The sequence below is a fragment of the Curtobacterium sp. NPDC086286 genome (assembly GCF_044746255.1).
Classification (GTDB): Bacteria; Actinomycetota; Actinomycetes; order Actinomycetales; family Microbacteriaceae; genus Curtobacterium.
On the sequence record NZ_JBIVBW010000003.1, the window covers coordinates 248,103 to 273,394 of the forward strand.

Below are 25,292 nucleotides of genomic sequence, written 5' to 3' on the forward strand. Positions count from 1 at the left end.
TCGATGAATCAGCGGTCCGCGGTCAGCGGTCCGACCGGCCAGCTCGCCCGGAGACGATCAGCACCGCGCACGCCACGACGATGAGTACTGCCCCGAGAATTCTTTGTTGGCACCCCCGGGGGCACTACGAAGAGGCCAACTCCGCAAGCCGCGAGAACGATCAGAAGCGTGAGCGTCCTAGGCCGGATGTGCATGCGTCCGATCGGCTACCGAGACGGTGCGGGCGGCGCTGGCGGTGATAGACAGAGACATCCGACCCACGAAAGCGACGCCAAGCTCGGAAGCTGACAGACCCTGAGCAGCGAGCCGTGACGTAGGCAATCGAGCGACTCAATCGCGATCTCGTGATCGGCCGATCAGCGCGTCGGCCCACAGGCCCACGCCGCCGATTAGAAGGACGATGCCGATGATCCAGGTCGGGAACCCGTGCGTCGTAGTCACAGTCCGTACCGGCGTCAGTACGCAAATCAAACCCAGCACAAGGGAGGCCGTTGCAACGCTCGCCCGTCGCCAGAAATTCGACCTCTTCATGAGACGAACTTAGCCAGCGCCAGGAAGCGAGATCGCACAATCATCCTGTCCGCTAGCCGGTCGTCGACCGGACTCGGCGACGCCGAGGATGCGGAGGTACTTGCCGTAGGCGAGGGCGGTTCGTTGCTGAGGTGCCTGCTAGCGCGACCTGTCGGGAGCTCTTGTCTCAGATAGGTGGTCCGCGATCCTTCTCGGCGGAGGTGCGTCATGCGGACGCTTCGCGCGCGCTCCCGGGTCCCGGGGTGAGCGACGGACCGTCGCCCCCGCCCGCGCGCATGGCGACAAGTTGTGTGCGGAGGACACAAGTTGTAAGCGCAGCGACAAGAAGGCCCTACTGCGGCATGTCCACGAACCTCGAGAACATCCCGTGGAACGCCACCGTGATCGTGTCAGTCGGCCCGTTGCGGTGCTTCGCCACGATGAGGTCCGCCTCACCCTGCCGCGGGTTGTCCTTCTCGTACGCCGACTCACGGTGCAGCAGGATGACCATGTCGGCGTCCTGCTCGATCGACCCGGACTCACGCAGGTCGGAGATCTGGGGCTTCTTGTCGGCACGCTGCTCGGGACCACGGTTCAGCTGCGACAGCGCGACGACGGGGACCTGGAGCTCCTTCGCCATGAGCTTCAGCGCACGCGAGAACTCGGAGACCTCTTGCTGGCGGGACTCGACCTTCTTGCCGGAGGTCATGAGCTGCAGGTAGTCGATGACGACCATGCGGAGGTTGTGCTGCTGCTTGAGACGCCGGCACTTCGCCCGGATCTCCACGAGCGTCATGTTGGGGGAGTCGTCGATGAAGAACGGCGCGTCGTTGATCCGCCCACGGGTCTGCGCGATCGTCGTCCAGTCGCGGGAGTCGACGGTGCCCTTGCGCATGTTCTGCAGCGGCACGCTGGACTCGGCGGAGAGGAGACGCATCGCGATCTCGGCGCGACCCATCTCGAGCGAGAAGAAGGCGGCGGTCTCGTTGTGCTTGATGGCGGCCGCGCGGCAGAGGTCGAGCGCGAGCGTCGACTTCCCGAGCGCCGGGCGGGCGGCGATGATGATGAGCTGGCCGGGGTGGAAGCCGTTGGTGAGGCCGTCGAGCTGGGCGAAGCCGGTCGGGACACCGGTCATCTGCCCGTCGCGCCCCTTCGCGGCCTCGATCTCGTCGAGGGCGGCGGAGATGGCGTCGGTGAGGGGGACGTAGTCCTCGGTCTGGACACCACCGGCGACGTTGTAGACCTCGGCCTGGGCGCTGTTCACGAGGTCGGTGACCTCACCCTCGGACGCGTAGCCCATCTGCACGATGCGGGTGCCCGCGTCGACCAGGCGGCGCAGGACGGCCTTCTCCGCCACGATCGCCGCGTAGTACCCGGCGTTCGCCGCGGTGGGCACCATGCTCGTGACGCTGTGCAGGTACTCGGCGCCGCCGGCGCGGGACAGCAGACCCGTCTTCGTCAGCTCGTCGGTGACGGCGATGACGTCGGTCGGCTCACCGTGCGAGTAGAGCGACAGGATCGCGTCGAAGATGACCTCGTGCTTGGGGATGTAGAAGTCCACGCCACGGGCGGTCTCGATGACGTCGGCCACGGCGTCCTTCGACAGGAGCATGCCGCCGATCGTCGACTGCTCGGCGAGCATGTCGTGCGGGGGAGTGCGTTCCGCGCCACCACGATCCGCGTAGTCCTGCGGCGCGGGTTCGAGATGCGCGATCGACACACTTGCTCCTCTTGTTCAGTGACGGCTCGTCCAGTGGCCGCGACGGGTCCGCCGACGGCGGCCGTGACGAACCGACCGTCCCTGTTCTACCCCGGGCGACCGACATCGCCGAGTCGCTGGGCCAAGCTACGGGGACAGAGTTATCCCCAGCAAACGGCCCTGTGGATAACTCTGTGGAGAGCCTGCGGAACACGCCGGGATGCTGTGTGGACAACTGTGGACAGGGGTGTGGACAAGTGGTCTGGGGAACACACTTTCGACCGCCTGACCTGGGTTTTCGTGTTCCACACCATGTGTGGAGAAGTGGGGTTCAAGTACGCATTGAAGGTTGCCGATCCGACCGTTTCGCCTGTGTAAAAACAGTTGACAAACAGAAACCTGAGGACAACTTTCCCAAGCCGTTCCCAGCAAGCGCGACCCTGTCTGAGAAGTAACCGGTCAGCGCGGGACGAGCCGCGCCTCCTGGGTCGGAACCGCCACCGACGATCCCGGAACGCGACGACGGGCGGGCCTCCCGGAGGAGACCCGCCCGTCGTGAGCGGAAGACCGCAGCCAGTGTTACTTGGCGGCGACGACCTGGAGCGAGATCACGGCAGTGATGTCCTCGCGCAGACGCACGGTGGCCTCGTGGTCACCGACGGTCTTGATGGTCGCGGGGACCTCGACCTTGCGCTTGTCGAGCGAGCCGACGCCCTGCGCCTGGACGGCGTCAGCGACGTCGCCCGGACGGACGGAGCCGAACAGACGACCGTCCTTGCCGGCCTTGACGGTCAGCTTGATGGTCGCGTTCTCGAGCTTCATCTTGAGGTCCTGTGCCTCTTCGATGGTGGCGAGCTCGCGAGCGGCACGTGCCGCACGGATCGACTCGACCTGCTTCTCGCCGCCCTTGGACCACGCGACAGCGAAGCCCTGCGGGATCAGGTAGTTGCGGGCGTAGCCGTTCTTGACGTCGACGACGTCACCGGCGGAACCGAGGCCGGAGACCTCGTGGGTGAGGATGAGCTTCGACATGTGTCGACCTCCGATCAGCGGCCGGAGCCGGCGTAGGGGAGGAGCGCCATCTCACGGGCGTTCTTCACGGCACGGGCGATGAGGCGCTGCTCCTGGACGGAGACGCCGGTGATGCGACGGGCGCGGATCTTGCCACGCTCCGAGATGAACTTGCGAAGGGTCGCGACGTCCTTGTAGTCGATGACGCCGACCTTGATCGACTTCGCGGGAGCGGCGTTCTTGCCGCCCTTACCGCGAGGCTTCCGGCGATCGCCGGTGCTCTTTCCAGCCATTGTTTGTCCTTAAGAAGTGGAAGTTGTGTCCGTTGAACCGCGGAGGATCAGAACGGGGTCTCGTCGTCGTACGTGCCGCCCGGGGTGCTCCACACGTCGTTCGACTGTGCGTTGCCGCCCTGCTGGCCACCCTGGGGGGACCAGGGCGCGTCCGACTGACCGCCGCCGTTGTTGTTCCAGCCGCCGCCGTTGCCGCCGTTGCCCGCCGGGGCGTTGCCGCCACCGACCTGGCCACGACCGCCGCCGGAGCCACCCGCAGCACGGGTGATCTGCGCGGTCGCGTAGCGGAGCGACGGGCCGATCTCGTCGACCTCGAGCTCGATGCTCGTGCGCTGCTGGCCCTCACGGTCCTGGTACGAGCGCTGACGGAGACGACCCTGCGCGATGACGCGCGAGCCCTTCGTCAGCGAGCCCGCCACGTGCTCGGCGAACTCGCGCCAGACGCTCGCACGGAGGAACAGCGCGTCGCCGTCCTTCCACTCGTTCGCCTGACGGTCGAACGTGCGAGGAGTCGACGCGATGGTGAAGTTCGCCACGGCGAGCCCGTTCTGCGTGTACCGCAGCTCCGGGTCCGCGGTGAGGTTGCCCACCACCGTGATGACGGTTTCGCCGGCCACGGGTTACTCGGCGCTCGCGGTCGCGGTTGCGTTGGCGGCCTTGCGGGCCGCGCGGGCCTCGTCGCGCTGCTTCTGGGCGGCGACCTGCGCGATGCCCTCTTCGGCGCGGAGGACCTTCGTGCGGAGCACGGCCTCGGAGAGGCCGAGCTGACGGTCCAGCTCCTTGGCGGCCTCGGGGGTGGACGTGAAGTCCACGACGGCGTAGATGCCCTCGGACTTCTTCGCGATCTCGTAGGCGAGACGACGACGGCCCCAGACGTCCACGTTGTCGACGGTGCCACCGTCGTTGCGGATCACAGCGAGGAACTTGTCCAGGCTGGGAGCGACGGTGCGCTCGTCGATCTCGGGGTCGAGGATCGCCATCAGTTCGTACTGGTGCATGCGGAACCCACCTCCTCTGGTCTCAGCGGCCCCGAGCAGTTCTCGGGGCAGGAGGGTTGATGCATGTGTCCTGCCACGCAGAGTGCGTGCGGACAACCCGGCAAGCTTAGCGGACGGCCTGGAGGCGCGCCACCGGCTGTGCAGAACCGATCGCGTCCGTCAGGCGGTCGCGTCGCGGGCGGCCCACCAGTCGCGCAGGCGCGCTTCGGCATCGTCGGACCCGAGGGGGCCCTCGTCCATCCGCACCTCGAGGAGGAAGCGGTAGGCCTCGCCCACGGCACGCCCCGGCGGGATGTCGAGGATGCGCATGATGTCGTCACCGGAGAGGTCCGGCCGGATCGAGTCGAGCTTCTCCTGCTCGGAGAGTTCCCGGATCCGGTCCTCGAGGTCGTCGTACGCGAAGGCGAGCCGGTCGGCCTTGCGGCGGTTCCGGGTGGTGACGTCGGAGCGGGTGAGCTCGTGCAGGCGTTCGAGCTGGTCGCCGGCGTCCCGGACGTAGCGACGGACGGCGGAGTCGGTCCACGCGCCGTCCGTGTAGCCGAAGAAGCGGAGGTGCAGCTCGATCAGGCGGCTGACGGCGGCGATGGTGTCGTTGTCGAAGCGCAGGGCACGGAGCCGCTTCTTCGCGAGCTTCGAGCCGACGAGGTCGTGGTGGTGGAAGCTCACGGCGCCGCCGGGCTCGAGCTTGCGGGTCGCCGGCTTCCCGATGTCGTGCAGGAGCGCGGCGAGTCGGAGCACGGTGTCGGGGGCGTCGCCGGGGTGCCGCTCGGCCTCGTAGCCGATCGCCTGCGTCAGGACCGTGAGGGAGTGCTCGTAGACGTCCTTGTGGTGGTGGTGCTCGTCGATCTCGAGCCGCATCGCCGGCAGTTCGGGGAGGAACCGCTCGGCCAGCCCGGTGTCGACGAGCAGACGCACGCCGTCCACCGGTTCGTCCGTGTTCAGGAGCTTGACCAGTTCGTCGCGGACCCGCTCGGCGGAGACGATGTCGATCGAGTCGACCAGGTCCGTCATGGCCTCGCGCACCTCGTCCGAGACCGTGAAGCCGAGCTGCGCGGTGAACCGGGCGGCGCGCATCATCCGCAGGGGGTCGTCGCGGAAGGAGACCCGGGCGGCCTGGGGCGTGTGCAGGCGCTCGGCGAGGAGGTCCTCGACGCCGCCGTGCACGTCGACGAGCTCTCGTGCGGGCAACCGGAGCGCCATCGCGTTGACGGTGAAGTCGCGGCGGAGCAGGTCGTCCTCGATGGTGTCGCCGAACGCGACCTCGGGCTTGCGGGTCTCGCCGTCGTAGACGTCGCTGCGGTAGGTGGTGATCTCGACCTGCTCGCCGGCCACCCGCGCGGCGATGGTGCCGAACTGCCGACCGACGTCCCAGGTGTTGCTCGCGATCGGTCCGACGATCCGCAGGATGTCGTCCGGACGGGCGTCGGTGGTGAAGTCGAGGTCGGTGACCGCTCGCCCGAGGAAGGCGTCGCGGACGGGCCCGCCGACGAGGGCCAGTTCGTGTCCGGCGTCGGCGAAGGCCCGAGCGAGGATGGCGACGGGCTCGGTGGCGGCGAGTGCGTCGAGTCGCTCGACGGCCTGGGCAACGGACTGCATGACGGTCCTCATCCTCCCAGATCGCAGGCCTGAGTTCTCCACAACGTGCGCGCGCACGGGAGCGTTCATGGTCGGGCCTCATACACTCGTGGACGGCCCGAACCGACCCCGTGGCCCCTCCCGCATGCAGATCTTCCGCACCACGCTCGCCGCCGCCGCGTCGGCCCTCGTCGCGCTCGGCCTCGTCGTCGCGCCCGCTGCGGCCGACGGTGCTCTCGCCACGACGGCCTCCACAACCACGACGCACACTGCACACCCCGCGGCTGCCGAGCAGGGCCGGACGACGATCACGATCGCTCCGGCGAACCGCGGGATCGTCCAGCGCGACGAGGACCTCGAGCTCTCCGTCACGGTCACGAACGACACCGACGCGGACGTCCCCGCCGGCACCGCGGAGCTCGACATCTTCCGCTCCGTGAGCACACGCGACGTCCTCTCCGACTGGCTCGCCGACACCAGCACGACCGGTTACCTCGGCGCCCCGATGGACTCCGTGGACGTCCCGGCGGTCCCGGCACACCGATCCGTCACGCTCGGCTCGGTGAAGATCGTCTCGGGCAACGTCGCCCTCGGCGGGTACTCGTCGTTCGGCGCGCGACGCATCGCCGCCGAGTACACGGCGGGTGACACCTACGCCGTGGCGCGGTCGGCGATCACCTGGTACCCCGAGACGGACCAGACCCCGGTGAGCGTCTCGGTCGCGATGCCCATCACCGTCCCGGCGACGAACCAGGGCGTCCTGACGGCCGGGGTCCTGGCGTCCGCGACCGCCGTCGACGGCACGCTCACCCAGCAGCTCGACGCGGCCGAGGACCACAACGTCGCCGTCGCGATCGACCCGCGGATCATCGCGTCCATCCGGATCCTCGGTGAGAACGCACCGTCGTCGGCGACCGCGTGGCTGGACCGGCTCGAGTCACTCCGCAACGAGACCTTCGCGCTCCCGTACGCCGACGCCGACGTCACCGGCCTCCGACAAGCGGGGGCCGACGGGGTCCTCTCGCCGATCTCCCTCGACCAGGAGATCAAGCAGCAGAACTTCCCCGGCGCGTCCACCCCGACCCCGACCCCGACGTCGGATCCGCAGAGCCCGACGGCCGACCCCTCCGCCTCGACGTCACCGACCGACGACGCCACCGCCGACCCCGGGACGGACGACGAGGCACCCGCTACGCTGCCCACCACCGATTCCCTGCTCGACTTCCCCTACTCGATGGACGGGATCGCCTGGCCGTCGGACGGCACCGTCACCGCGGCGGACCTGCCGGCGCTCGCGAAGGCCGGCTCGAAGACGACGATCGTGTCGAGCGGCAACACGTCGGCCGGCGCGGACACGACGATCGCCGCGTCCGAGCAGATCGCCGGGCAACACGTCCTCGTGTCCGACCAGTCGATGTCCGCCCTGCTCCGCACCGCCGCGACCGCGTCGAGCCAGCAGGAGTGGTCGACGGCCATGTCCGAGCTCACCGCGACGCTCGCCACCTCCGCCCGGGCGGGCACGGCCGAGGCGCCGATCCTGCTGACCCTCGGTCGCGACTGGCCGACGAACTCCGCACGGCTGAGCCAGGCCCTCGACGCGCTCGAGGACACCGCCTGGGTCGCCCCGGCGGACCTCTCCACCGCGGCGTCCGCCACGGCCGGCTCCCTCACGCTGTCCGCCGGGACGAACGGCGACGCCCGCATCGACCAGCTGCAGCGACTGGTGGACGGCGAACAGGACCTCGCCGGGTTCGCGTCCGCGCTGGACACCCCGACCGACCTGACCGCGCCCGCCCGACTCCGGCTGCTCGCCCTGGCGTCGAACGCCTGGCGGACCGACACGGACGGCCTCGCGACCGCCGTCGACGCCCAGGTCGCGAACTGGGCGGGCAAGACCTCGCAGATCAGCATCCCCGACTCGAGCAGCCTCACCCTGCTCGGCGACCGGTCCTCGCTGCCGATCTCCATCCGGAACCGCTCCGACTTCCCGGTCACGGTGCTGTTGTCCGTGCAGCCGTCCAACTCCGCGCTGCGGGTGGTGCGGAACGACATCGAGGTGAAGATCCAGCCGGACTCCTCCACCCGCACGACGGTGCCGGTCCAGTCGGTCGCGAACGGCAAGGTCAACCTGACCCTCTCCCTCACGAGTCCGACCGGGGTGAAGATCGCGACCCCGGCCACCGTGGAGCTGAACGTCCAGGCGCAGTGGGAGACCGTGATCACCGCGGCCGCGGCGGTGGCGCTCGTCGCGATCTTCGGGTTCGGCATCTTCCGGAGCATCCGGAAGCGTCGCCGTCGCCGGAACGGCGACGTCGACGAGGACGAAGACGAGGACCCGAACCGGCTGCTCGAGGTCCAGCCGGTGGTCGGTGGGGACCCCGTGCCCGCCGCATCGCCGCACGACGGGCGGGCACCGTTCCTCCAGTCCGACACCGCGGTGCGCGACGCACCGACAGCCGACCCCGAGGAGCCGACCATCAGCGCCACCCAGCCCGAGCCGTCCGTCGACGCGGAGCCGGCCTCCGAGCGCAGTCTCGGCCGTGCCAGTGCGATGCTCGCTGCCGGCACCATGCTGTCGCGCATCCTCGGCTTCGCGAAGACCTTCGTCCTCGCCTTCGCGATCGGCAACACCGGCTCCGACGCCGCGAACGCCTTCGGCATCTCGAACCAGCTGCCGAACAACATCTACGCGCTCATCGCCGGCGGCCTGCTGTCCGCCGTGCTCATCCCGCAGATCGTCCGCTCGATGAAGCAGCACACCGACGGCGGCGTGGCCTACGTCAACAAGATCGTGACGCTCGGCGCGTCGGTGTTCATCGTCATCGCGATCGTCGCGACGCTCCTCGCACCGTTCCTCGTCTCCGTGTACAGCCAGCAGGCGTCCGGCGACAGCAAGGGCTTCACCGACGCGCAGACGGACCTGGCCGTCGCCTTCGCGTTCTGGTGCCTGCCGCAGATCCTCTTCTACGCGATGTACTCGCTCCTCGGCGAGGTCCTCAACGCGAAGCAGGTGTTCGGGCCCTTCACCTGGGCGCCGCTGCTCAACAACGTCATCGCCATCGCTGGACTGATCGTCTTCATCGCGCTGTTCGGCGGTCGCGACGTCAACTCCTCCACAGAGGGGTGGACGGCGATCAAGATCGCCGTCCTCGCCGGCAGCGCGTCGCTGGGCGTGTTCGCGCAGGCCGCTTTCCTGCCGTTCTTCTGGCGGCGTGCCGGACTGACCTTCCGACCGGACTTCCGCTGGCGCGGGGTGGGGCTGCGCTCCACCGGGACGGCCGCCGGATGGCTCTTCGCGATGATCCTCGTGACGCAGCTCGCCGGCATCGTGCAGTCGCGCGTCGCATCGCTCGCCGGGGGCGCCGGCATCGCCACCCTCGGCACGACGTGGCTGCTGTTCATGCTCCCGCACTCGATCATCGCGGTCTCCATCGCGACGGCGTACTTCACGCGGATGAGCCACGACGCCGAACGCGGCGACCTCGGAGCAGTGCGCCGGAACCTCTCGCTCTCGCTGCGGATCGTCGGCCTGTTCACCGTGTTCGCGAGCGTCGCGCTCATCGTGCTCGCGATGCCGTTCGCTCGGATCTGGGAGAACCGGTTCGACCACACCCAGGCGATGGCCGAGGTCCTGTGGGCCTACATGCCGGGTCTCGTGCTGTTCAGCATGCTCTTCATCATCCAGCGGGTGTTCTGGGCCCTGCACGACCACCGGACGCCGTTCCTGATGCAGTGCGTCCAGTCGGTGCTCTTCGTCATCGGCGCCCTCGCCGTCGCGACCTTCCCCGGCAACGTGATCGGCGTCTCGATCGCGGTGTGCACGACCGTCGCGGGGACCGTGCAGACGATCATCGCGCTCGTCCTCGTCCGCAAGCGTCTGAACGGCATCGAGGGGCCGATCGTCACCCGGTCGCACGTGCAGTTCGTCATCGCCGCGCTCATCTCCGGCGTCGTGGGGCTCGTCGTCGTCAACTTCTTCGGCGGCTTCTCGGCCGACGGGTTCGCGATGTCCGACGTCTCCGGCGCACTGATCACCATCGCCCTCACCGGCGCCGTGATGGTGCTCGTCTACTTCGGAGCGCTCGTCGTCGCGAAGAACGGCGAGATCAGGGGCGCCGTCGACATCCTGCGGAAGCGGCTCGGTCGCTGACGCTCCCGGGTGATGCGGAATGCCACGCCGGTAGCATGTGTTGACCCGGTCAGCTATCTACGGAAGGGCAGCGAGGCATGCGCCAGCTCATCATCATCGGTTCCGGCCCGGCCGGGTTCACCGCCGGCATCTACGCGGCACGCGCGGAGCTCAAGCCCCTGATCGTCGCCTCCAGCGTCGAGACCGGCGGCGAGCTCACGAAGACGACCGAGGTCGAGAACTTCCCGGGCTTCCCCGAGGGGATCCAGGGCCCGGACCTCATGATCAAGATGCAGGAACAGGCCGAGAAGTTCGGCGCCGAGGTCCTGTACGACGACGCCGTGTCGGTCGACCTCACCGGTGACGTCAAGAAGGTCACGGTCGGCTCCGGGGAGACGTACGAGGCCCTCGCGGTCATCTACGCGACCGGTTCGGCGTACCGCCACCTCGGCCTCGCCGACGAAGAGCGGCTGTCCGGCCACGGCGTCAGCTGGTGCGCGACCTGCGACGGCTTCTTCTTCCGCCAGAAGAACATCGCCGTCGTCGGCGGTGGCGACTCCGCGATGGAAGAGGCGACGTTCCTCACCCGCTTCGCCGACAAGGTGACGGTCATCCACCGCAAGGACACCCTGCGCGCGTCGAAGATCATGCAGGACCGGGCGATGAACGACCCGAAGATCGAGTTCGCGTGGAACAAGGAGGTCACCGGCATCACGGGTGACTCCGCGGTGACCGGCGTCACGCTGCGCGACACGGTGGACGGCACCGAGAGCGAGCTGGCCCTCGACGGCCTCTTCATCGCGATCGGCAACGACCCGCGCACGCACCTGATCCACGGCCAGATCGACATCGCTCCCGAGGGCACGATCGCGGTCCAGGGTCGCTCCTCGAAGACGAACCTGCCCGGCGTGTTCGCCGCCGGTGACGTCATCGACCCGACCTACCGCCAGGCGATCACGGCTGCCGGCTCCGGCACCGTCGCGGCGCTCGACGCGGAGAAGTACCTCGCCGAGCTCGACGACGCGCTGACCGGCCCCGCCGAGGGCGTCACCCCGGAGTCGCCCGTCACGGTCGACGTCGAAGCCGCCCACGCCTGATCCACGGAATACCGCAGCGCCCCGGGCGTTGCACCCACTGATCGACTTCTCGAAGGAGCACACATGTCCAACGCCAAGGCAGTCACCGACGCCACCTTCTCGGACGAGGTCCTCAAGTCCGACAAGACGATCCTCGTCGACTTCTGGGCCGAGTGGTGCGGCCCGTGTCGCGCGGTCTCGCCGATCCTCGACCAGATCGCCGAAGAGCACGCCGGCAAGATCGAGATCGTGAAGCTCAACGTGGACGACAACCCCCAGTCGGCCATGAACTACCAGATCACCTCGATCCCGGCGATGAAGGTCTTCAAGGGCGGCGAGGTCGTCAAGACCGTCATCGGCGCGAAGCCGAAGCCGGCGCTCGAGGCCGACCTCGCAGAGTTCCTCGCGTAGGCACCTGCGCCACCGAGCGGCCCCGCACCCCACCGGGTGCGGGGCCGCTCGCGTCCCCCGGGCCACTGGTTCAGGATCGGCCCCGTCGCGGGGCCCGGGTTTCCGGGGTCGATGTCGTAGTGTGGCGGGAATGTGAGTGGCGGGCAGGTCCCGCTGGAACGGAGCCAAGATGACGAACGGCAACAGCCTCGACCCCTGGTACGACTCCTACGCCCAGCGCACCGCCGGGCTGAGCGCCTCCGAGGTCCGAGCCCTGTTCGCCGTCGCGTCGCGGCCCGAGGTGGTCTCGCTCGCCGGCGGCATGCCGTACGTCTCCGCGCTGCCGCGTGAGCTCGTCACGGGCTCCCTCGACCGTGTGATGGCCGAGGACGCCGCCATGGCGCTCCAGTACGGCGGGGGACAGGGCCTGCGGTCCCTGCGCGAGCACATCGTCGACGTGATGAGCCTCGAGGGCATCCGGGCCAGCGCCGAGGACGTCGTCGTCACCACCGGTTCGCAGCACGCGCTGGACCTCGTCACCCGACTCTTCATCGACCCGGGTGACGTCGTGCTCGCCGAGTCGCCGTCCTACGTCGGCGCGATCGGGGTCTTCCGGTCGTACCAGGCCGAGACCGTGCACGTCACCACCGACGAGAACGGTCTCGTCCCCGAAGCGCTGCGCGAAGCGATCGCGAACCTGCGGACCCAGGGCAAGCGGATCAAGTTCCTCTACACGATCCCGAACTTCCACAACCCCGCCGGTGTGACCCTCAGCCGTGAGCGTCGCATCGAGATCCTCGACATCTGCCGGTCGAACAACATCCTCGTGCTCGAGGACAACCCCTACGGCCTCCTCTGGTTCGACGAGCCGTCGCCGCAGGCGATCCGGTCGATCGACGAAGAGGGCGTGGTATACCTCGGCTCGTTCTCCAAGACGCTCGCGCCAGGCTTCCGCGTCGGCTGGGCGCTCGCACCCCACGCCATCCGCGAGAAGCTCGTCCTCGCCAACGAGTCGGCCGTCCTCTCGCCGAACTCCTTCGGCCAGTACGTCGTGAACGCCTACCTCGACGCCGCGGACTGGAAGGGTCAGGTCGACACCTTCCGGGGCCTCTACGCCGAGCGTCGTGACGCCATGCTGTCCGCGCTGGGGGAGTTCCTGCCGGACCTGTCCTGGACGAAGCCGAACGGTGGGTTCTTCGTCTGGCTGACCCTGCCCGAGTCGCTCGACTCCAAGGGGATGCTGCCGCGGGCGGTCAAGGAGCTCGTCGCCTACACCCCGGGGACGGCCTTCTACGCCGACGGTCGCGGCGGCGGTCACATCCGCCTGTCGTTCTGCTACCCGACGCCGGAGCAGATCCGCGTCGGCGTGAAGCGGCTCGCGAACGTCGTCAACGACGAGCTCGAGCTGGTCGAGACCTTCGGGTCCGCGACGCGGCCCAACGCGGTCGTCCGACCGGCATCGTCGGTGAGCGCTCCGCCGCCGAACATCTCCTGATCAGCACTTTTCACCGTTCCACCCGCAGTACCGGAGGTCCATCCGCATGGCCGAGCTCACCCGCCGTCACGTCGTCGTCGTCGCGGGAGGGATCTCGCACGAGCGTGACGTCTCCCTGCGGTCCGGTCGCCGTGTGGCCGACTCGCTGACCGGGTACGGCTGGCAGGTGGACCTCCGCGACGCAGACGCTTCGTTGCTGCCGACCCTGCGGGAGAGCCGCCCGGACGTCGTGTGGCCGGCTCTGCACGGCGCGTCCGGTGAGGACGGCGCCCTGCGGGGCATCCTGGAGGCGCTGGACATCCCGTTCGTCGGCTCACGTTCGACGTCAGCCCGGCTGGCATGGGACAAGCCCACCGCTTCGGCGCTGGTCGCGCGGGCGGGCGTCCGGACCCCGCGCTCGGTCACGCTCTCGCACGACGTCTTCCGGGAGCTCGGCGCGGTCGGCGTCCTCGAGAGCATCGCTGTCGAGCACCCGGTCCCACTCGCCGTCAAACCTGCCCGAGGTGGGAGCGCCCAGGGCGTCACACTCGTCGACGACGTGAACGACCTGCCGCGCGCGATGGTCACCGCGTACACGTACTGCGACGACGTCGTGGTCGAGCAGCTCATCCGTGGGACCGAGGTCGCGGTCGGCATCATCGACACCGGCGACGGTCCGGTGGCGCTCTCCGCCGTCGAGATCGTCCCGCGCAGCGGCATCTACGGGTTCGAGGCTCGGTACAACGCCGGCGAGACCACCTTCTACACGCCGGCCCGCCTGTCCGAGGAGTTCGCGGCGGCTGCGTCCGCCGCCGCCGTGGCAGCCCACGAGGCCCTCGGTCTGCGACACATCTCGCGCGTCGACCTCATCGTCGACGCCGCTGGGACGCCCTGGTTCCTCGAGGCGAACGTCCTTCCCGGGCTCACCGAGACCTCTCTCGTGCCGCAGGCCCTCTCCGCGTCGGGCTTCGACCTGGGGTGGACCTACGCCGAGCTCGCGGAGCAGGCGATCCGCGACCACCGGGCCTGACGCCGCGGTCGTGGGATGCCGACACGTTCCACGTGGAACATCCCTCGCCGCCGTCCTGGCGGCCGTGGGCCTCGTGACGCTGGCCGCAGGCGAAGCCGTGCACTGCCGGGCCGCACGTCGGGCTGGACAGCTTCCACGGCCGACGGAGGGTTCCGCGGGGCTCGTCGTCGTCCTGGGGTTCGGCAATCGGGGTCGTCGCATCAACGTCGTGAATCGGTGGCGGGCTCGGATCGCTGTCCGCACAGCACGCTCGGCTCGCGCAGCCGGCGCTCCCGCTCGGATCCTCTGCAGTGGGGGAGCCGTGCGCGGGACGGTCGCGGAGGCAGTGCTTCTGCGGGACTACATCGAGAGGTTCCTCGGGTGGGATGGCCCGGTATCGATCGAGCTGGACAGTCGTTCGACGTGGGAGAACGTCCGGAACGCATTCCCGTGGATTGAGTCGGCGGAATGGGTCGCCTTCGCGTCGAACGGGCTCCACGCTGAGAAGTCGCGTGTCTACCTCGGGCGTCAGCGACCGGAGCTCGTTGGGCGGCTCGCGGCTGCCGACGACTACCGGTTCGGAGAGATGATCCTGCTGAAGCCGGTGTTCGCTGCCGTCGGGCTGTGGAAGCTTCGTGCCGTGTTCCACGTGAAACCTCCGGCCTGATCCACCCGTTCCACGTGGAACATTCGCCCAAGCCCGCGCGCAAGACGCCGGTCTCGACCTGTCCGCGGTCCACACTCGCCGCCGGAGGGCCGCACACAGAGCGAGCCGGTTCGGAGCCGCAGCCCTCACTTCCATGCATCCCGGGACGGGTGCGGGATCCCTGCGTGGGGCCGTGACGCAGGATCTCGACGGAGCCATCAGTTGGCCCGCGCCCATCTCATCGCACTCGAGCAGGAGCTCTTCGCAGCGGCTCGCAGACCGAGGGATCCATGCCAAGCGCCGAGGAGATCATTCGCAGCTCATCGTCCAACGGGGGAGCGGCCCGGCCCCAGCGCCCGCCCGTCGCGGCTCGCACCGTTGCCGCGAAGGAACCCCGGGGATCAACTTCGCCTCATGACGTGCGGGTCATCCGACATCCCGCCTCATGTTCCGCCACCCATACGCGTGCGAACGTGCAGATCGGCTCACGGCCGGATTCGACAGGCGCCGCAGCCGCTCAACTGCCCCACCGCGAGTACATGAACCGGATGACCGCACGGCGGGGAGACGCGAGCCGCTGGTTTCGACGGCTGGCCGCTTCTGCCTGCGCCGTGCAGGGGTGAGAGCGCTCGATCTGACGGCTCCGGTGGGCGCGAACACGGCGCCACGATCGGACAGAACGGCGTCTGCTGGCCCACACGAACCACCCTCGGCGCTTCGACTCGATGTTCCACGTGAAACGCTGCCTGCACGATCAGGTCACGAACAACGGGGTACACGAGAGGCCACAGCAGGCTCACTCAGGGCCCAGTAGACCCGCCGTCAGGACCGCGGACCCGGCGACGCCGTCGAGCCGGCAGCCGGCCGCACAGCGCCGTACAGAGACCTCCGCGGCAGGAGACGGCCGAACGTCAGCCCGCGATGTCCTCGATACCGAGCTCCCCGAGGATCCGCTTGAGGTCATCCCCGTTCGCGAAGTCGATCGTCACCGAGCTCTTCCGCGCCCCGACAGCGATCTTGACCCGCGTGTTCAAGCGATCCCCGAGCCGCTCCGCGAGGTCGTTGAAGTGCACCTGCCGCTTGGACGGCTCCGCCTTGGGCTTCACCGGAGTCTTCGCCGCGAGCTGCTGCGCGATCGACTCGGCGGCCCGGACGGACAGGTCCTCGTTGACGATCTTCTCGGCGAGGTACTCCATGGCCTCGGCATCAGGCGCAGCGAGGATCGCACGTGCGTGTCCAGCCGAAAGCACGCCCGCTGCCACACGCCGCTGAACGGGGGAGGGGAGGCGCAGCAGTCGGATCGTGTTGGTGATCTGCGGACGCGAACGGCCGATCCGCTGGGCGAGCTGCTCCTGCGTGATCCCGAAGTCCGCCAGGAGCTGCTGGTACGCCGAAGCCTCTTCGAGCGGGTTGAGGTTCGAACGGTGGAGGTTCTCGAGCAGGGCATCGCGGAGCATCGCATCGTCGGGAGTGTCCTTGACGATGGCCGGGATGGTGCTCAGCCCGAGCTCCTTGGTGGCCCGGAGTCGGCGCTCACCCATGATCAGCTCGTACTGCGGCTCGGTCCCAGCGGCGCCGGCGATCGGGCGCACGACGATCGGCTGCAGGACACCGATCTCGCGGATCGAGTGGACGAGTTCCTGCAGTTCCTCTTCGCGGAACTCCTTGCGCGGCTGCTGCGCGTTCGGCACGACGTCGAGGGGGTTCAGGTTCGCCAGGCGCGCGCCGGGAACCGCGACGAGCTCCTCCGCGGTCGCACCGTCAACGAGCGGCGCGGACGCCGGCGATCCGCCGGTCGGGAAGAACACGTCGACGGGACGGTCCTGCTGCTCCGACGCCGTCGGGATGAGGGCGCCGATGCCCCGTCCGAGTCCAGTTCGCTTCGGTGCCATCAGTGCTGCGCTCCTCGTGCTGCGATCTCGGCTGCCGCCTCCAGGTAGGAGAGCGAGCCGGTTGAGTTGACGTCGTACGCAACGACGCTCTGCCCGTAGCTCGGGGCTTCGCTGACGCGGACGGATCGGGGGATCACGGCCTCGAGTACCTGTTCGCCGAAGTGCTCCCGCACGTCTGCTGCGACCTGGTTGGAGAGGTTCGTCCGGCTGTCGTACATCGTCAAGAGGATGGTCGACACGGCGAGGTTCGGGTTCAGGTGCCGCTCGATGAGCTCGATGTTCCGGAGCAGCTGAGTCAACCCTTCGAGCGCGTAGTACTCGCACTGGATCGGGATGAGGACCTCGCGCGCTGCGACGAACGCGTTGATCGTGAGCAGTCCGAGCGACGGCGGGCAGTCGATGAAGACGTAGTGGTACGGCTCGTCCAGCGACTCGAGGTACTGGTCCAGCGCAGTCCGCAGGCGCTGTTCGCGGGCAACGAGCGACACCAGTTCGATCTCGGCGCCGGCGAGGTGGATCGTCGCCGGTACGCACCAGAGTGTGTCCGACTCGGGGGAGCGCTGGACCGTGTCGGCAATCGGTGCCTCGTCGACGATGACGTCGTAGATGCTCGGGACCTCGGCCTGGTGGTTGACACCGAGGGCCGTGGACGCGTTGCCCTGTGGGTCGAGGTCGATCACCAGCACGCGCGCTCCACCGTGCGCCAACGCAGCGGCGAGGTTGACCGTGGTGGTGGTCTTGCCGACGCCACCCTTCTGGTTCGACACCGTGAAGACACGCGTCTTCGGCGGCAGCGGGAACTGCTGCGTCGCGATCGCACGGCGACGACGGTTCAGATCAGCGATCTCACGGGCGAGCGGTGTCGACGCGTCGTAATCGGTCGATGAACTCAACGAGTGCCTCTTCCCCGGTTCGGTGTTTCACGTGGAACGCGGAGCCACTGGTGGCCGGTCGAACCGGCCCGAGCCGCAGCGTCAGTCAACTGTAGCCCGGAAGACGCGCGTGGTCTCCTCGACCACACCGACTCCGAGCTCGAGCACCTCGACATCGGCCAGACGCTTCCGGAGGATGACCTTTCGGGCCTTCTCCATCTCGTCCTCGACGCGGGCGCCCTTCATGAGGATGAGCTGGCCACCGGATCGAACCAGGGGCACGGTCAGGGGGATCAGCTTCGTCAATGCGCTGACGGCCCGCGCAGTCACCTGGTCGACAACGATGTCGTCGGCGACGTCCTCAGCACGGGCACGGACGACCTCGACGTTGTCGAGGCCGAGGCGCGAGGCCTCTGACGTCAACCAATCCACTCGCCGTTCCATCGGTTCGATGAGCGTGAGGTGCACGTCCGGCCGGGCGATCGCGAGCACCAGGCCGGGGAGTCCAGCACCGGAACCGACGTCGGCGACCCGGCCCCGTTCCTCCAGGAGTGGAGCGAGCACCGCAGAATTGAGGATATGTCGCGTCCACAAGCGCGGCAGTTCGAGCGGGCCGATCAGGCCGAGCTCCTCACCGCGTCGAGCAAGCTCGTTCGTGAAGGAGCGCGCCAGGTCGAGGCTATCGCCGAAGAGCGTCGCAGCGGCCGCCGGCTCCGTCTCGAGGACGGGAGGCGCGGTCTCGGTCATCGGGTGACGACCGTGTGGCGGTCCCGACCCTCACCCTCGGACTCCGAGTGGAAGCCCTTCTCGGCAACCAGGTCGTGGACCAGCTTGCGCTCGTACGACGACATCGCGGGGAGTGCAGCCGTGGTCGAGCCCGCCTCGATGCGCTCGATGGCGGTGTCGACGAGCCGCTGCAGTTCGGACGCACGGGCATCGCGCGAGCCGCCGACGTCGAGGATCAGCCTGCTGAACTCGCCGGTCTCGGCCTGGACGGCGATGCGCGTGAGCTCCTGCAGGGCCGAGACGGTGTCCGGCTTCGACAGCACGCGGAGCGCGTCGCCCTCGTCCGTGACGGACAGGTACACGCGGCCCGCACGCTCCTCGATCTCGATGTCACCGTCGAGGTCGCAGATGTCGAGGAGTTCCTCGATGTAGTCCGCCGCGATGTCGGCTTCGTCGCGGGCGTCGTCGTCGACGGTCGCGGTCGAGGTGTCGACGGTGGTGTCCACGGCGTCCGCGGTGTCCTGCTCGGTCACTTACTTCTTCCCGTTCTTCTTGGCACGGTTCTTGCCGACCGGCTGCTGCCGCTGGGTCGTCACACGGACGGCCTCGATCTCGGCGGCACCGGCCCCGGCGCCGGCCTCGGCGAGGACCGGGGTGGCCGCACCGCGACGCTGCGCCTTCTTCGCGAGACGTGCCTCACGAGCGAGTGCGGCCTCGGAGCCGGGGGTCGGCATGCTGCGGATGACGAAGTACTGCTGCGCCATCGTCCAGACGTTCGAGGCGAGCCAGTAGAACATGACGCCGAGGGGGAACGACAGACCGGAGATGACGAAGACCAGCGGGAGGATGTACAGCATCATCTTCTGCTGGCGGTACATCGGAGACTCCTTGGTCTCCGGCGACATGTTCTTCGCGACGAGCTGCAGCTGGGTGATGAACTGCGAGGCGGTCATCACGACGATCATGACGCCGGCGATGACCCGGACCTCCCAGCCGGAGGCGTTCGTGAACGTCTCGTGCAGGGGAGCGCCGAAGAGCGATGCGTTGCCGAACGACGCGGCGAGGTCGTTCGTGAGCAGGCCGATGCCCGTCTTGTTGATCTGCGCCTCGTGCAGCACCGAGTACAGCGAGAAGAAGATCGGCATCTGGATCAGCAGCGGCAGGCAGGAGCTCAGCGGGTTCGTCCCGGTCTCCTTGTACAGCGCCATGGTCTCGCGGCTCATGGCCTCACGCGAGAACTGGTCCTTCTTGCCCTTGTACTTCTCTTGGATCTTCTTGAGCTGCGGCGCCACCTCGAGCATGCGGCGCTGCGACTTGATCTGGCGCACGAAGATCGGGATGAGCGCGGCGCGCACCACGAAGGTCAGGAAGATGATGGAGAGCACCCAGGTGATGCCGGCTCCGGGGTCCATGCCGATGCTCTCGAAGATCCAGTGGAAGCCCACGAGGATGGCCGAGACCACCCACTTGAGCGGCCAGAGGATCGTTCCGATGAATCCGAGGTCCATGGGGACTGTCACGCCTTTCGAGTGCGCTGGGGGAGCAGGACCGGCAGGGTGGAACCACCCGTGGGCTGCGGCTGCGGCTGGGTCGGTGCGAGCACGAACCCGAACCGGTTGACGTCGTAGGGGCGACGCCGTGCACGGACGTCGTCGATGCCCCCGGCTGCCCAGGGGTTGCACCGTGCGATGCGCCATGCACCCATGGCGGATCCGCGGACGACGCCGTACTGCTGGATCGCCTCGAGCGCGTACCGGGAGCACGAGGGGTGGTACCGACAGACGTTGCCGTAGAGCGGTGAGATCACGGCACGGTAGGCGCGCAGCACGATGACGCACACGTTGCGCGGGAGCAACGCGACGGCCCAGGCGAGCCGGGTCCACAGGTTGCGGTTCATGCTGCCTTCTCCACACCACGCGCACAGGAGCGCGAGACGTCTTCGAGCAGGGTAGGCCATCCGGCCTGCGCAGCGGCTGGCAGTGCGCGGACCACCACGTCGTAGCCGACGGGGATGTCGGCGAGCAGTCCGTGCGCGATCGCCTTGAGGCGACGCCTGACCAGGTTCCGGGTCACGGCGTTGCCCACCGTCTTCGCGACGATGAACCCGAACCGGGTCGGACCGGTACCGCTCGACGGGTCGTCCGAGGTGCGACGGACCACCGATACGACGGCGTGCGCCGTGGCGCTTCTGCGACCACGACGCACGACGGACCGGTAGTCGTCACCTCGGACGATCCGGTTGGCGCGGGCCAACACGAGTCGGTACCGGAGGACGAGATCAGGCGGGGAGCCTGATCAGGCGCTGAGCTCGGTGCGGCCCTTGGCGCGACGTGCGGCCAGGATGGCGCGGCCGGCACGGGTGCGCATGCGGGCGCGGAAGCCGTGCTTCTTGGCGCGGCGGCGGTTGTTCGGCTGGAAGGTGCGCTTGCTCATGATGTTCTCCACACGGCTGCTCGCGGCGAGCCGTCACGTATGTGTAGTCGCTCGGTGCCGAACGACGCAGATGGGCGCGACCGAACGGCCGCAGTCAACTGGTTAACGGTACGTGACAGGGGCGAGCAGGTCAAACGCCGTCGTCGACCCGACCGCGGGAGCGGTGCGCACGTTCATTATCCACATTGGGGAAAACGTGCGTTCGGTACGACGCGCTCGAGTCCTTTACAGTGGGGTGATCGACCGGCCAGCGGCCCGGTACGACGGGGGATTCCCCTCGTCGTGCGGCTCGCGCCGATCGTGGACAAGACTGTGGACAACCCTGTGGACCACCATGCGGGACGACACGTGTCCGGGACGTCGACGATGCCACCCGGACTCACGACGACTCGCCAGGAACGATCCGGCGGTCGACGCTGCGCCGGTCCGTCCGGCGGCGGTGGACACCCAGTGCAGACGAGCACCAGCGACGAGCACGACACGACATCAGGAGACGAGCGCGACATGACGATGCCGGCCGACCCCGTCGAGGACCTCTGGTCATCCGTCCTCGGACTCCTCTCGGAGGACGACCGCATCACCCCGCAGCTGCACGGCTTCCTCAACCTGGTCGAGCCGAAGGGCGTGCTCGCCGGCACCCTCTACCTCGAGGTGCCGAACGACCTCACCCGCGGCATGCTCGAGCAGCGGATCCGCATCCCGATCACCGAGGCCGTCTCCCGCATCGGTGACGACACGGTCGCGAACTTCGCCATCACGGTGAACCCGGACATGGCGTCCGAGCCGCGGGTCGACACGCAGGTCACGAGCAACGTCCCCGAGTACGCCGAGCCGGTGCAGGAAGCCGTCGAGCAGAGTGCGGCCCCCCGCCAGTACATCGAGGCGCCGTTCGTCCCGAGCCAGATCGACTCCCCGGGGACCAGCGGTCGCCCCGAGTCTCGGCTCAACCCCAAGTACAACTTCGACAACTTCGTCATCGGCTCGTCGAACCGCTTCGCCCACGCGGCGGCGGTCGCGGTGGCCGAGGCGCCGGCGAAGGCCTACAACCCGCTCTTCATCTACGGCGACTCGGGCCTCGGCAAGACCCACCTCCTGCACGCGATCGGCCACTACGCCGAGAGCCTCTACCCGGGGATCCGGGTGCGGTACGTGTCCAGCGAGGAGTTCACGAACGACTTCATCAACTCGATCGCGAACAACCGGTCGAACCAGTTCCAGCAGCGGTACCGCGACATCGACATCCTGCTGATCGACGACATCCAGTTCCTGCAGGGCAAGGACTCCACGCAAGAGGCGTTCTTCCACACCTTCAACACGCTGCACGACCACAACAAGCAGGTCGTCATCACGTCGGACGTCGCGCCGAAGCACCTGACCGGGTTCGAGGACCGGATGCGCTCCCGCTTCGAGTGGGGCCTCATCACCGACGTCCAGGCGCCGGACCTCGAGACCCGCATCGCGATCCTCCGCAAGAAGGCGCAGTCCGACCACCTGCAGGTGCCCGACGACATCCTCGAGTTCATCGCGTCGAAGGTGTCGAGCAACATCCGCGAACTCGAGGGCACCCTGATCCGCGTCACGGCGTTCGCGAGCCTCAACCGGACGGCCGTCGACATGGCCCTGGTGCAGACGGTCCTCAAGGACCTCATCACGCTCGACGACGACAACGTGATCGCGCCGACGGACATCATCAACCACACCGCGGAGTACTTCAAGCTCTCCGTCGACGACCTCTACGGGTCCTCCCGCTCGCAGGCGATCGCCACGGCACGGCAGATCGCGATGTACCTCTGCCGTGAGATGACGAGCCTGTCGCTGCCGAAGATCGGACAGCTCTTCGGCAACCGGGACCACACCACGGTGATGTACGCCAACAAGAAGATCGCGGAGCTCATGAAGGAGCGTCGCTCGATCTACAACCAGGTCACGGAGCTGACCAGCCGCATCAAGCAGGACCGCCGCTACCGCTGACGCACGTCGCGTTGCGTCGCGCTGCGCACATCTGGTACGGCCCTGGAGGCGCGGCTGACGACCGTCAGATCGGCCTGCTTCCGCGCGCATCCACCATCTGAGACGGTTCCATGCGCCGGACTTCACACAGTGTGGAAAGCCTGTGGATAACTGTGGAGGACACGCCGGTCGGTTGTTCACAGCGGAGGGGCCACCTGTGGAGACTGGGGATGGAAGTGGATAGATGAGATTCATTCATCCAGACGCCGCCCACACACCACTCACAACTCACACGTGTGTAGTTCCCTGTGGACAAGCGGTGTTAACAGGGTTATCCACAGTGTGCACAGGCGTTAACACCATTACTCCTGGTTAACGATTGATCTCAGCGGGCCAACCTTGTGGACGGCGGGATGACAAGAAATCCGGGCCTCGCCGGGCTGTGCCACAATGGGGCGGCCGGACAGTCCAACCGATCGACAGGGGTTCCAGCTGTGAAGTTCGAGGTCAACCGGGACGTCTTCTCCGAAGCCGTCTCCTTCGCGGTGAAGCTCCTCCCACAGCGCACGACCCTCCCGATCCTCTCGGGCGTCCTCATCCACGCCGACGGCGATCGACTCACGCTCTCGTCGTTCGACTACGAGGTCTCGGCGCAGACGTCCATCGCCGCGCAGATAGACGACCCCGGCACGGTGCTCGTCTCCGGCCGGCTCCTCAACGACATCGCGAGCCGCCTGCCGAACGCCCCGGTCACCTTCACCACCGAGGACTCGAAGATCTCGGTCACCTGCGGTTCGGCGCACTTCACGCTGCTGTCCATGCCGGTCGAGGAGTACCCGACGCTCCCCGAGATCGGCGAGCAGACCGGCGTGATCCCCGGGGACGCCTTCTCCGAAGCCGTGTCCCAGGTCGCCGTCGCCGCCAGCCGCGACGACGTCACCCCGGTGATCACCGGTGTCCAGCTCGAGGTCGGCGACAACGACCTCTCGCTGATCGCGACGGACCGCTACCGCGTCGCCGTCCGCACCATCGCGTGGGACTCCGGCCGCGTCGGGTCCGAGCCGCTACACGCGCTCGTCCCGGCCCGCACCCTGCAAGAGGTGGGCCGCACGTTCGGCTCGGCGTCCACCGTCTCGGTGTCGATCAGCGGCTCGTCCGACCGCGAGCTCATCGCGTTCCACGCGGACGACAAGACCGTCACCTCGCTGCTCATCAAGGGCAACTACCCGCCGGTGCGCCGGCTCTTCCCCGAGACCGTCCAGGACCACGCGGTGATCAACACCGCGGAACTGGTCGAGGCGGTCCGACGGGTCTCCCTCGTCCTGGAGCGCGAAGCCGCTCTCCGGTTCTCCTTCACGGTCGACGGGCTCACGCTCGAAGCGATCGGTTCCGAACAAGCGCAGGCGTCAGAGTCGATCAGTGCGTTGCTGACCGGTGAGGAAACGGTGGTCTCGCTGAAGCCCGCCTTCCTCCTGGACGGGTTGAACGCGGTGCACTCCGAGTTCGTCCGGATCTCCTTCACCAAGACGGAGAACCCCAACAAGCCGGGCCCGGTGCTCATCACCGGCCAGACCTCGCAAGAGGCCCCGGCCGCGGACGGATACCGGTACCTGCTGCAGCCCAATCTCCTGCTGCGGTAAGCGCAACAGCCGAACACTGCGCTGACGCGCCACCCCTGCATCAGCGCGACGACGAACAGAAGAGGAAATCATGCACATCGGTCTTGTCGGCCTCGGTCGCATGGGCAACAACATGCGTGCCCGTCTCCGCAACGCAGGCATCGAGGTCACCGGCTACGACGCGAACCCCGCCGTCTCGGACGTCGCCGACCTCGGCGCACTCGCCGCGGCGCTCCCCGAGGGCAAGAAGCTCGTGTGGGTCATGGTCCCGCACGGCAAGATCACCGACGACGTGATCACCGACCTGTCGAACGTCCTGAGCGAGGGCGACCTCGTGATCGACGGCGGCAACTCGAAGTGGCTCGACGACGAGGTGCACGCCAAGCAGCTCGACGCGAAGGGCATCCGCTACATGGACGCCGGCGTCTCCGGCGGTGTCTGGGGCAAGGAGAACGGCTACGGCCTCATGGTGGGCGGCGCCCCCGAGGACGTCGAGTTCGCCATGCCGGTCTTCGACGCGCTCCGTCCCGAGGGCCCGCGCGAAGAGGGCTTCTCGCACGCCGGCGGCGTCGGCGCTGGTCACTACGCGAAGATGGTCCACAACGGCATCGAGTACGCGATCATGCAGGCCTACGGCGAGGGCTACGAGCTCCTCGAGGCGAAGGACATCGTCCACGACGTCCCGGCGGTCTTCGCCGGATGGCAGCGCGGCACGGTCGTCCGCTCCTGGCTGCTCGACCTCCTCGTCCTCGCGATCAACGAGGACCCGAAGCTCGACGAGCTCGAGGGCTACGTCGACGACTCGGGCGAGGGTCGTTGGACCCTCGAAGAGGCGATCGAGCTCGCGGTGCCGATGCCCGCGCTCTCCGCGGCGATGTTCGCCCGCTTCGTCTCGCGTCAGGGCAGCGAGTCCCCGACGATGAAGGCCGTCGCGGCGCTCCGCAACCAGTTCGGCGGCCACGCCGTCAAGAAGGCGTAGTCCAACCGGGG

Annotated in this window: 23 protein-coding genes; 9 read left to right on the forward strand and 14 right to left on the reverse strand. The window is 68.1% G+C overall.

The features are described from left to right. Positions 1 to 862 precede the first annotated feature (862 nt). The 6 genes from dnaB to ACIPKM_RS07105 form a co-directional block, all read right to left on the reverse strand. Positions 863 to 2,230 (reverse strand): replicative DNA helicase, encoded by a 1,368-nt coding sequence (gene dnaB / locus ACIPKM_RS07080; protein WP_070417481.1) that lies wholly within the window; start codon positions 2,228 to 2,230, stop codon positions 863 to 865. A gap of 558 nt (positions 2,231 to 2,788) precedes the next feature. Next, entirely contained in the window at positions 2,789 to 3,241 is a 453-nt protein-coding gene (gene rplI / locus ACIPKM_RS07085) for a 50S ribosomal protein L9 (protein ID WP_069712629.1), read from the reverse strand. Positions 3,242 to 3,255: 14 nt separating this feature from the next. Beyond that, complete coding sequence (gene rpsR / locus ACIPKM_RS07090) at positions 3,256 to 3,513, reverse strand: 30S ribosomal protein S18 (RefSeq protein ID WP_017887834.1); 258 nt, start codon at positions 3,511 to 3,513, stop codon at positions 3,256 to 3,258. A gap of 47 nt (positions 3,514 to 3,560) precedes the next feature. After that, positions 3,561 to 4,130, reverse strand: coding sequence for a single-stranded DNA-binding protein (locus tag ACIPKM_RS07095; protein ID WP_070417480.1), 570 nt, complete (start codon positions 4,128 to 4,130; stop codon positions 3,561 to 3,563). A 3-nt stretch (positions 4,131 to 4,133) separates the two neighbouring features. After that, a complete protein-coding gene (gene rpsF, locus ACIPKM_RS07100; RefSeq protein ID WP_070417479.1) occupies positions 4,134 to 4,511 on the reverse strand; it encodes a 30S ribosomal protein S6 in 378 nt (125 codons plus the stop codon). 159 nt (positions 4,512 to 4,670) lie between these two features. After that, positions 4,671 to 6,107 (reverse strand): CCA tRNA nucleotidyltransferase, encoded by a 1,437-nt coding sequence (locus ACIPKM_RS07105; protein ID WP_261645873.1) that lies wholly within the window; start codon positions 6,105 to 6,107, stop codon positions 4,671 to 4,673. Positions 6,108 to 6,231: 124 nt separating this feature from the next. On the opposite strand from ACIPKM_RS07105, the gene ACIPKM_RS07110 reads away from it, so the two are divergent. The 6 genes from ACIPKM_RS07110 to ACIPKM_RS07135 all read left to right on the forward strand — a co-directional run bounded on the left by ACIPKM_RS07110 (position 6,232) and on the right by ACIPKM_RS07135 (position 14,831). Next, a complete protein-coding gene (locus ACIPKM_RS07110) occupies positions 6,232 to 10,236 on the forward strand; it encodes a DUF6049 family protein (RefSeq protein WP_402736455.1) in 4,005 nt (1,334 codons plus the stop codon). A 77-nt stretch (positions 10,237 to 10,313) separates the two neighbouring features. After that, on the forward strand, positions 10,314 to 11,312 hold the full coding sequence (trxB, locus tag ACIPKM_RS07115) for a thioredoxin-disulfide reductase (RefSeq protein WP_070417477.1): 999 nt from the start codon (positions 10,314 to 10,316) through the stop codon (positions 11,310 to 11,312). Positions 11,313 to 11,375: 63 nt separating this feature from the next. Further along, a complete protein-coding gene (trxA, locus tag ACIPKM_RS07120) occupies positions 11,376 to 11,702 on the forward strand; it encodes a thioredoxin (protein WP_017887828.1) in 327 nt (108 codons plus the stop codon). 169 nt (positions 11,703 to 11,871) lie between these two features. Next, positions 11,872 to 13,176 carry a PLP-dependent aminotransferase family protein gene (locus tag ACIPKM_RS07125; protein WP_402736456.1) on the forward strand — a complete coding sequence of 435 codons (1,305 nt, stop codon included), beginning with the start codon at positions 11,872 to 11,874 and terminating at the stop codon, positions 13,174 to 13,176. Between the two features lie 46 nt (positions 13,177 to 13,222). Then, positions 13,223 to 14,185 (forward strand): D-alanine--D-alanine ligase, encoded by a 963-nt coding sequence (locus tag ACIPKM_RS07130; RefSeq protein ID WP_092385576.1) that lies wholly within the window; start codon positions 13,223 to 13,225, stop codon positions 14,183 to 14,185. A 97-nt stretch (positions 14,186 to 14,282) separates the two neighbouring features. Continuing rightward, on the forward strand, positions 14,283 to 14,831 hold the full coding sequence (locus ACIPKM_RS07135; RefSeq protein WP_402736535.1) for a YdcF family protein: 549 nt from the start codon (positions 14,283 to 14,285) through the stop codon (positions 14,829 to 14,831). An 890-nt stretch (positions 14,832 to 15,721) separates the two neighbouring features. On the opposite strand, the gene ACIPKM_RS07140 is transcribed toward ACIPKM_RS07135, so the two are convergent. From ACIPKM_RS07140 to rpmH, 8 genes are all read right to left on the reverse strand, one after another. Beyond that, positions 15,722 to 16,702: a ParB/RepB/Spo0J family partition protein gene (locus ACIPKM_RS07140; RefSeq protein ID WP_402736457.1), complete on the reverse strand. Its 981-nt coding sequence runs from the start codon at positions 16,700 to 16,702 to the stop codon at positions 15,722 to 15,724. After that, on the reverse strand, positions 16,702 to 17,595 hold the full coding sequence (locus ACIPKM_RS07145; RefSeq protein ID WP_402736458.1) for a ParA family protein: 894 nt from the start codon (positions 17,593 to 17,595) through the stop codon (positions 16,702 to 16,704). Before ACIPKM_RS07145 ends, ACIPKM_RS07140 begins: the two co-directional genes overlap by 1 nt. An 81-nt stretch (positions 17,596 to 17,676) precedes the next feature. Beyond that, on the reverse strand, positions 17,677 to 18,321 hold the full coding sequence (gene rsmG / locus ACIPKM_RS07150) for a 16S rRNA (guanine(527)-N(7))-methyltransferase RsmG (protein ID WP_402736459.1): 645 nt from the start codon (positions 18,319 to 18,321) through the stop codon (positions 17,677 to 17,679). Then, positions 18,318 to 18,833: a R3H domain-containing nucleic acid-binding protein gene (locus ACIPKM_RS07155; RefSeq protein WP_175473651.1), complete on the reverse strand. Its 516-nt coding sequence runs from the start codon at positions 18,831 to 18,833 to the stop codon at positions 18,318 to 18,320. The genes rsmG and ACIPKM_RS07155 overlap by 4 nt, the downstream gene beginning before the upstream one ends. Beyond that, complete coding sequence (gene yidC, locus ACIPKM_RS07160; protein ID WP_070417471.1) at positions 18,834 to 19,808, reverse strand: membrane protein insertase YidC; 975 nt, start codon at positions 19,806 to 19,808, stop codon at positions 18,834 to 18,836. 8 nt (positions 19,809 to 19,816) lie between these two features. Continuing rightward, complete coding sequence (yidD, locus tag ACIPKM_RS07165; protein WP_071294227.1) at positions 19,817 to 20,197, reverse strand: membrane protein insertion efficiency factor YidD; 381 nt, start codon at positions 20,195 to 20,197, stop codon at positions 19,817 to 19,819. Beyond that, on the reverse strand, positions 20,194 to 20,556 hold the full coding sequence (gene rnpA / locus ACIPKM_RS07170; RefSeq protein ID WP_070417469.1) for a ribonuclease P protein component: 363 nt from the start codon (positions 20,554 to 20,556) through the stop codon (positions 20,194 to 20,196). The genes yidD and rnpA overlap by 4 nt, the downstream gene beginning before the upstream one ends. A gap of 39 nt (positions 20,557 to 20,595) precedes the next feature. Continuing rightward, positions 20,596 to 20,733, reverse strand: a complete 138-nt coding sequence (gene rpmH / locus ACIPKM_RS07175) for a 50S ribosomal protein L34 (RefSeq protein WP_058724833.1) — start codon at positions 20,731 to 20,733, stop codon at positions 20,596 to 20,598. A 504-nt stretch (positions 20,734 to 21,237) separates the two neighbouring features. Here rpmH and dnaA point away from each other — a divergent pair. The 3 genes from dnaA (at position 21,238) to gnd (ending at position 25,281) form a co-directional block, all read left to right on the forward strand. Next, positions 21,238 to 22,704 carry a chromosomal replication initiator protein DnaA gene (gene dnaA / locus ACIPKM_RS07180; protein WP_070419317.1) on the forward strand — a complete coding sequence of 489 codons (1,467 nt, stop codon included), beginning with the start codon at positions 21,238 to 21,240 and terminating at the stop codon, positions 22,702 to 22,704. A 473-nt stretch (positions 22,705 to 23,177) separates the two neighbouring features. After that, entirely contained in the window at positions 23,178 to 24,323 is a 1,146-nt protein-coding gene (dnaN, locus tag ACIPKM_RS07185) for a DNA polymerase III subunit beta (RefSeq protein WP_402736460.1), read from the forward strand. Between the two features lie 70 nt (positions 24,324 to 24,393). Beyond that, on the forward strand, positions 24,394 to 25,281 hold the full coding sequence (gnd, locus tag ACIPKM_RS07190) for a phosphogluconate dehydrogenase (NAD(+)-dependent, decarboxylating) (RefSeq protein WP_092385584.1): 888 nt from the start codon (positions 24,394 to 24,396) through the stop codon (positions 25,279 to 25,281). The last annotated feature ends 11 nt before the right edge of the window (positions 25,282 to 25,292 follow it).

Excerpts from the sequence above, each read along its gene's own strand:
- rsmG (WP_402736459.1), bottom strand. The coding sequence starts at position 18,321 with ATGACCGAGACCGCGCCTCCCGTCCTCGAGACGGAGCCGGCGGCCGCT.
- rpsF (WP_070417479.1), bottom strand. The coding sequence starts at position 4,511 with ATGCACCAGTACGAACTGATGGCGATCCTCGACCCCGAGATCGACGAG.
- trxB (WP_070417477.1), top strand. The coding sequence starts at position 10,314 with ATGCGCCAGCTCATCATCATCGGTTCCGGCCCGGCCGGGTTCACCGCC.
- yidD (WP_071294227.1), bottom strand. The coding sequence starts at position 20,197 with ATGAACCGCAACCTGTGGACCCGGCTCGCCTGGGCCGTCGCGTTGCTC.
- gnd (WP_092385584.1), top strand. The coding sequence starts at position 24,394 with ATGCACATCGGTCTTGTCGGCCTCGGTCGCATGGGCAACAACATGCGT.
- ACIPKM_RS07110 (WP_402736455.1), top strand. The coding sequence starts at position 6,232 with ATGCAGATCTTCCGCACCACGCTCGCCGCCGCCGCGTCGGCCCTCGTC.
- rpsR (WP_017887834.1), bottom strand. The coding sequence starts at position 3,513 with ATGGCTGGAAAGAGCACCGGCGATCGCCGGAAGCCTCGCGGTAAGGGC.
- rpmH (WP_058724833.1), bottom strand. The coding sequence starts at position 20,733 with ATGAGCAAGCGCACCTTCCAGCCGAACAACCGCCGCCGCGCCAAGAAG.
- ACIPKM_RS07140 (WP_402736457.1), bottom strand. The coding sequence starts at position 16,702 with ATGGCACCGAAGCGAACTGGACTCGGACGGGGCATCGGCGCCCTCATC.
- ACIPKM_RS07130 (WP_092385576.1), top strand. The coding sequence starts at position 13,223 with ATGGCCGAGCTCACCCGCCGTCACGTCGTCGTCGTCGCGGGAGGGATC.
- ACIPKM_RS07105 (WP_261645873.1), bottom strand. The coding sequence starts at position 6,107 with ATGCAGTCCGTTGCCCAGGCCGTCGAGCGACTCGACGCACTCGCCGCC.
- trxA (WP_017887828.1), top strand. The coding sequence starts at position 11,376 with ATGTCCAACGCCAAGGCAGTCACCGACGCCACCTTCTCGGACGAGGTC.
- dnaA (WP_070419317.1), top strand. The coding sequence starts at position 21,238 with ATGACGATGCCGGCCGACCCCGTCGAGGACCTCTGGTCATCCGTCCTC.
- rplI (WP_069712629.1), bottom strand. The coding sequence starts at position 3,241 with ATGTCGAAGCTCATCCTCACCCACGAGGTCTCCGGCCTCGGTTCCGCC.
- ACIPKM_RS07125 (WP_402736456.1), top strand. The coding sequence starts at position 11,872 with ATGACGAACGGCAACAGCCTCGACCCCTGGTACGACTCCTACGCCCAG.
- yidC (WP_070417471.1), bottom strand. The coding sequence starts at position 19,808 with ATGGACCTCGGATTCATCGGAACGATCCTCTGGCCGCTCAAGTGGGTG.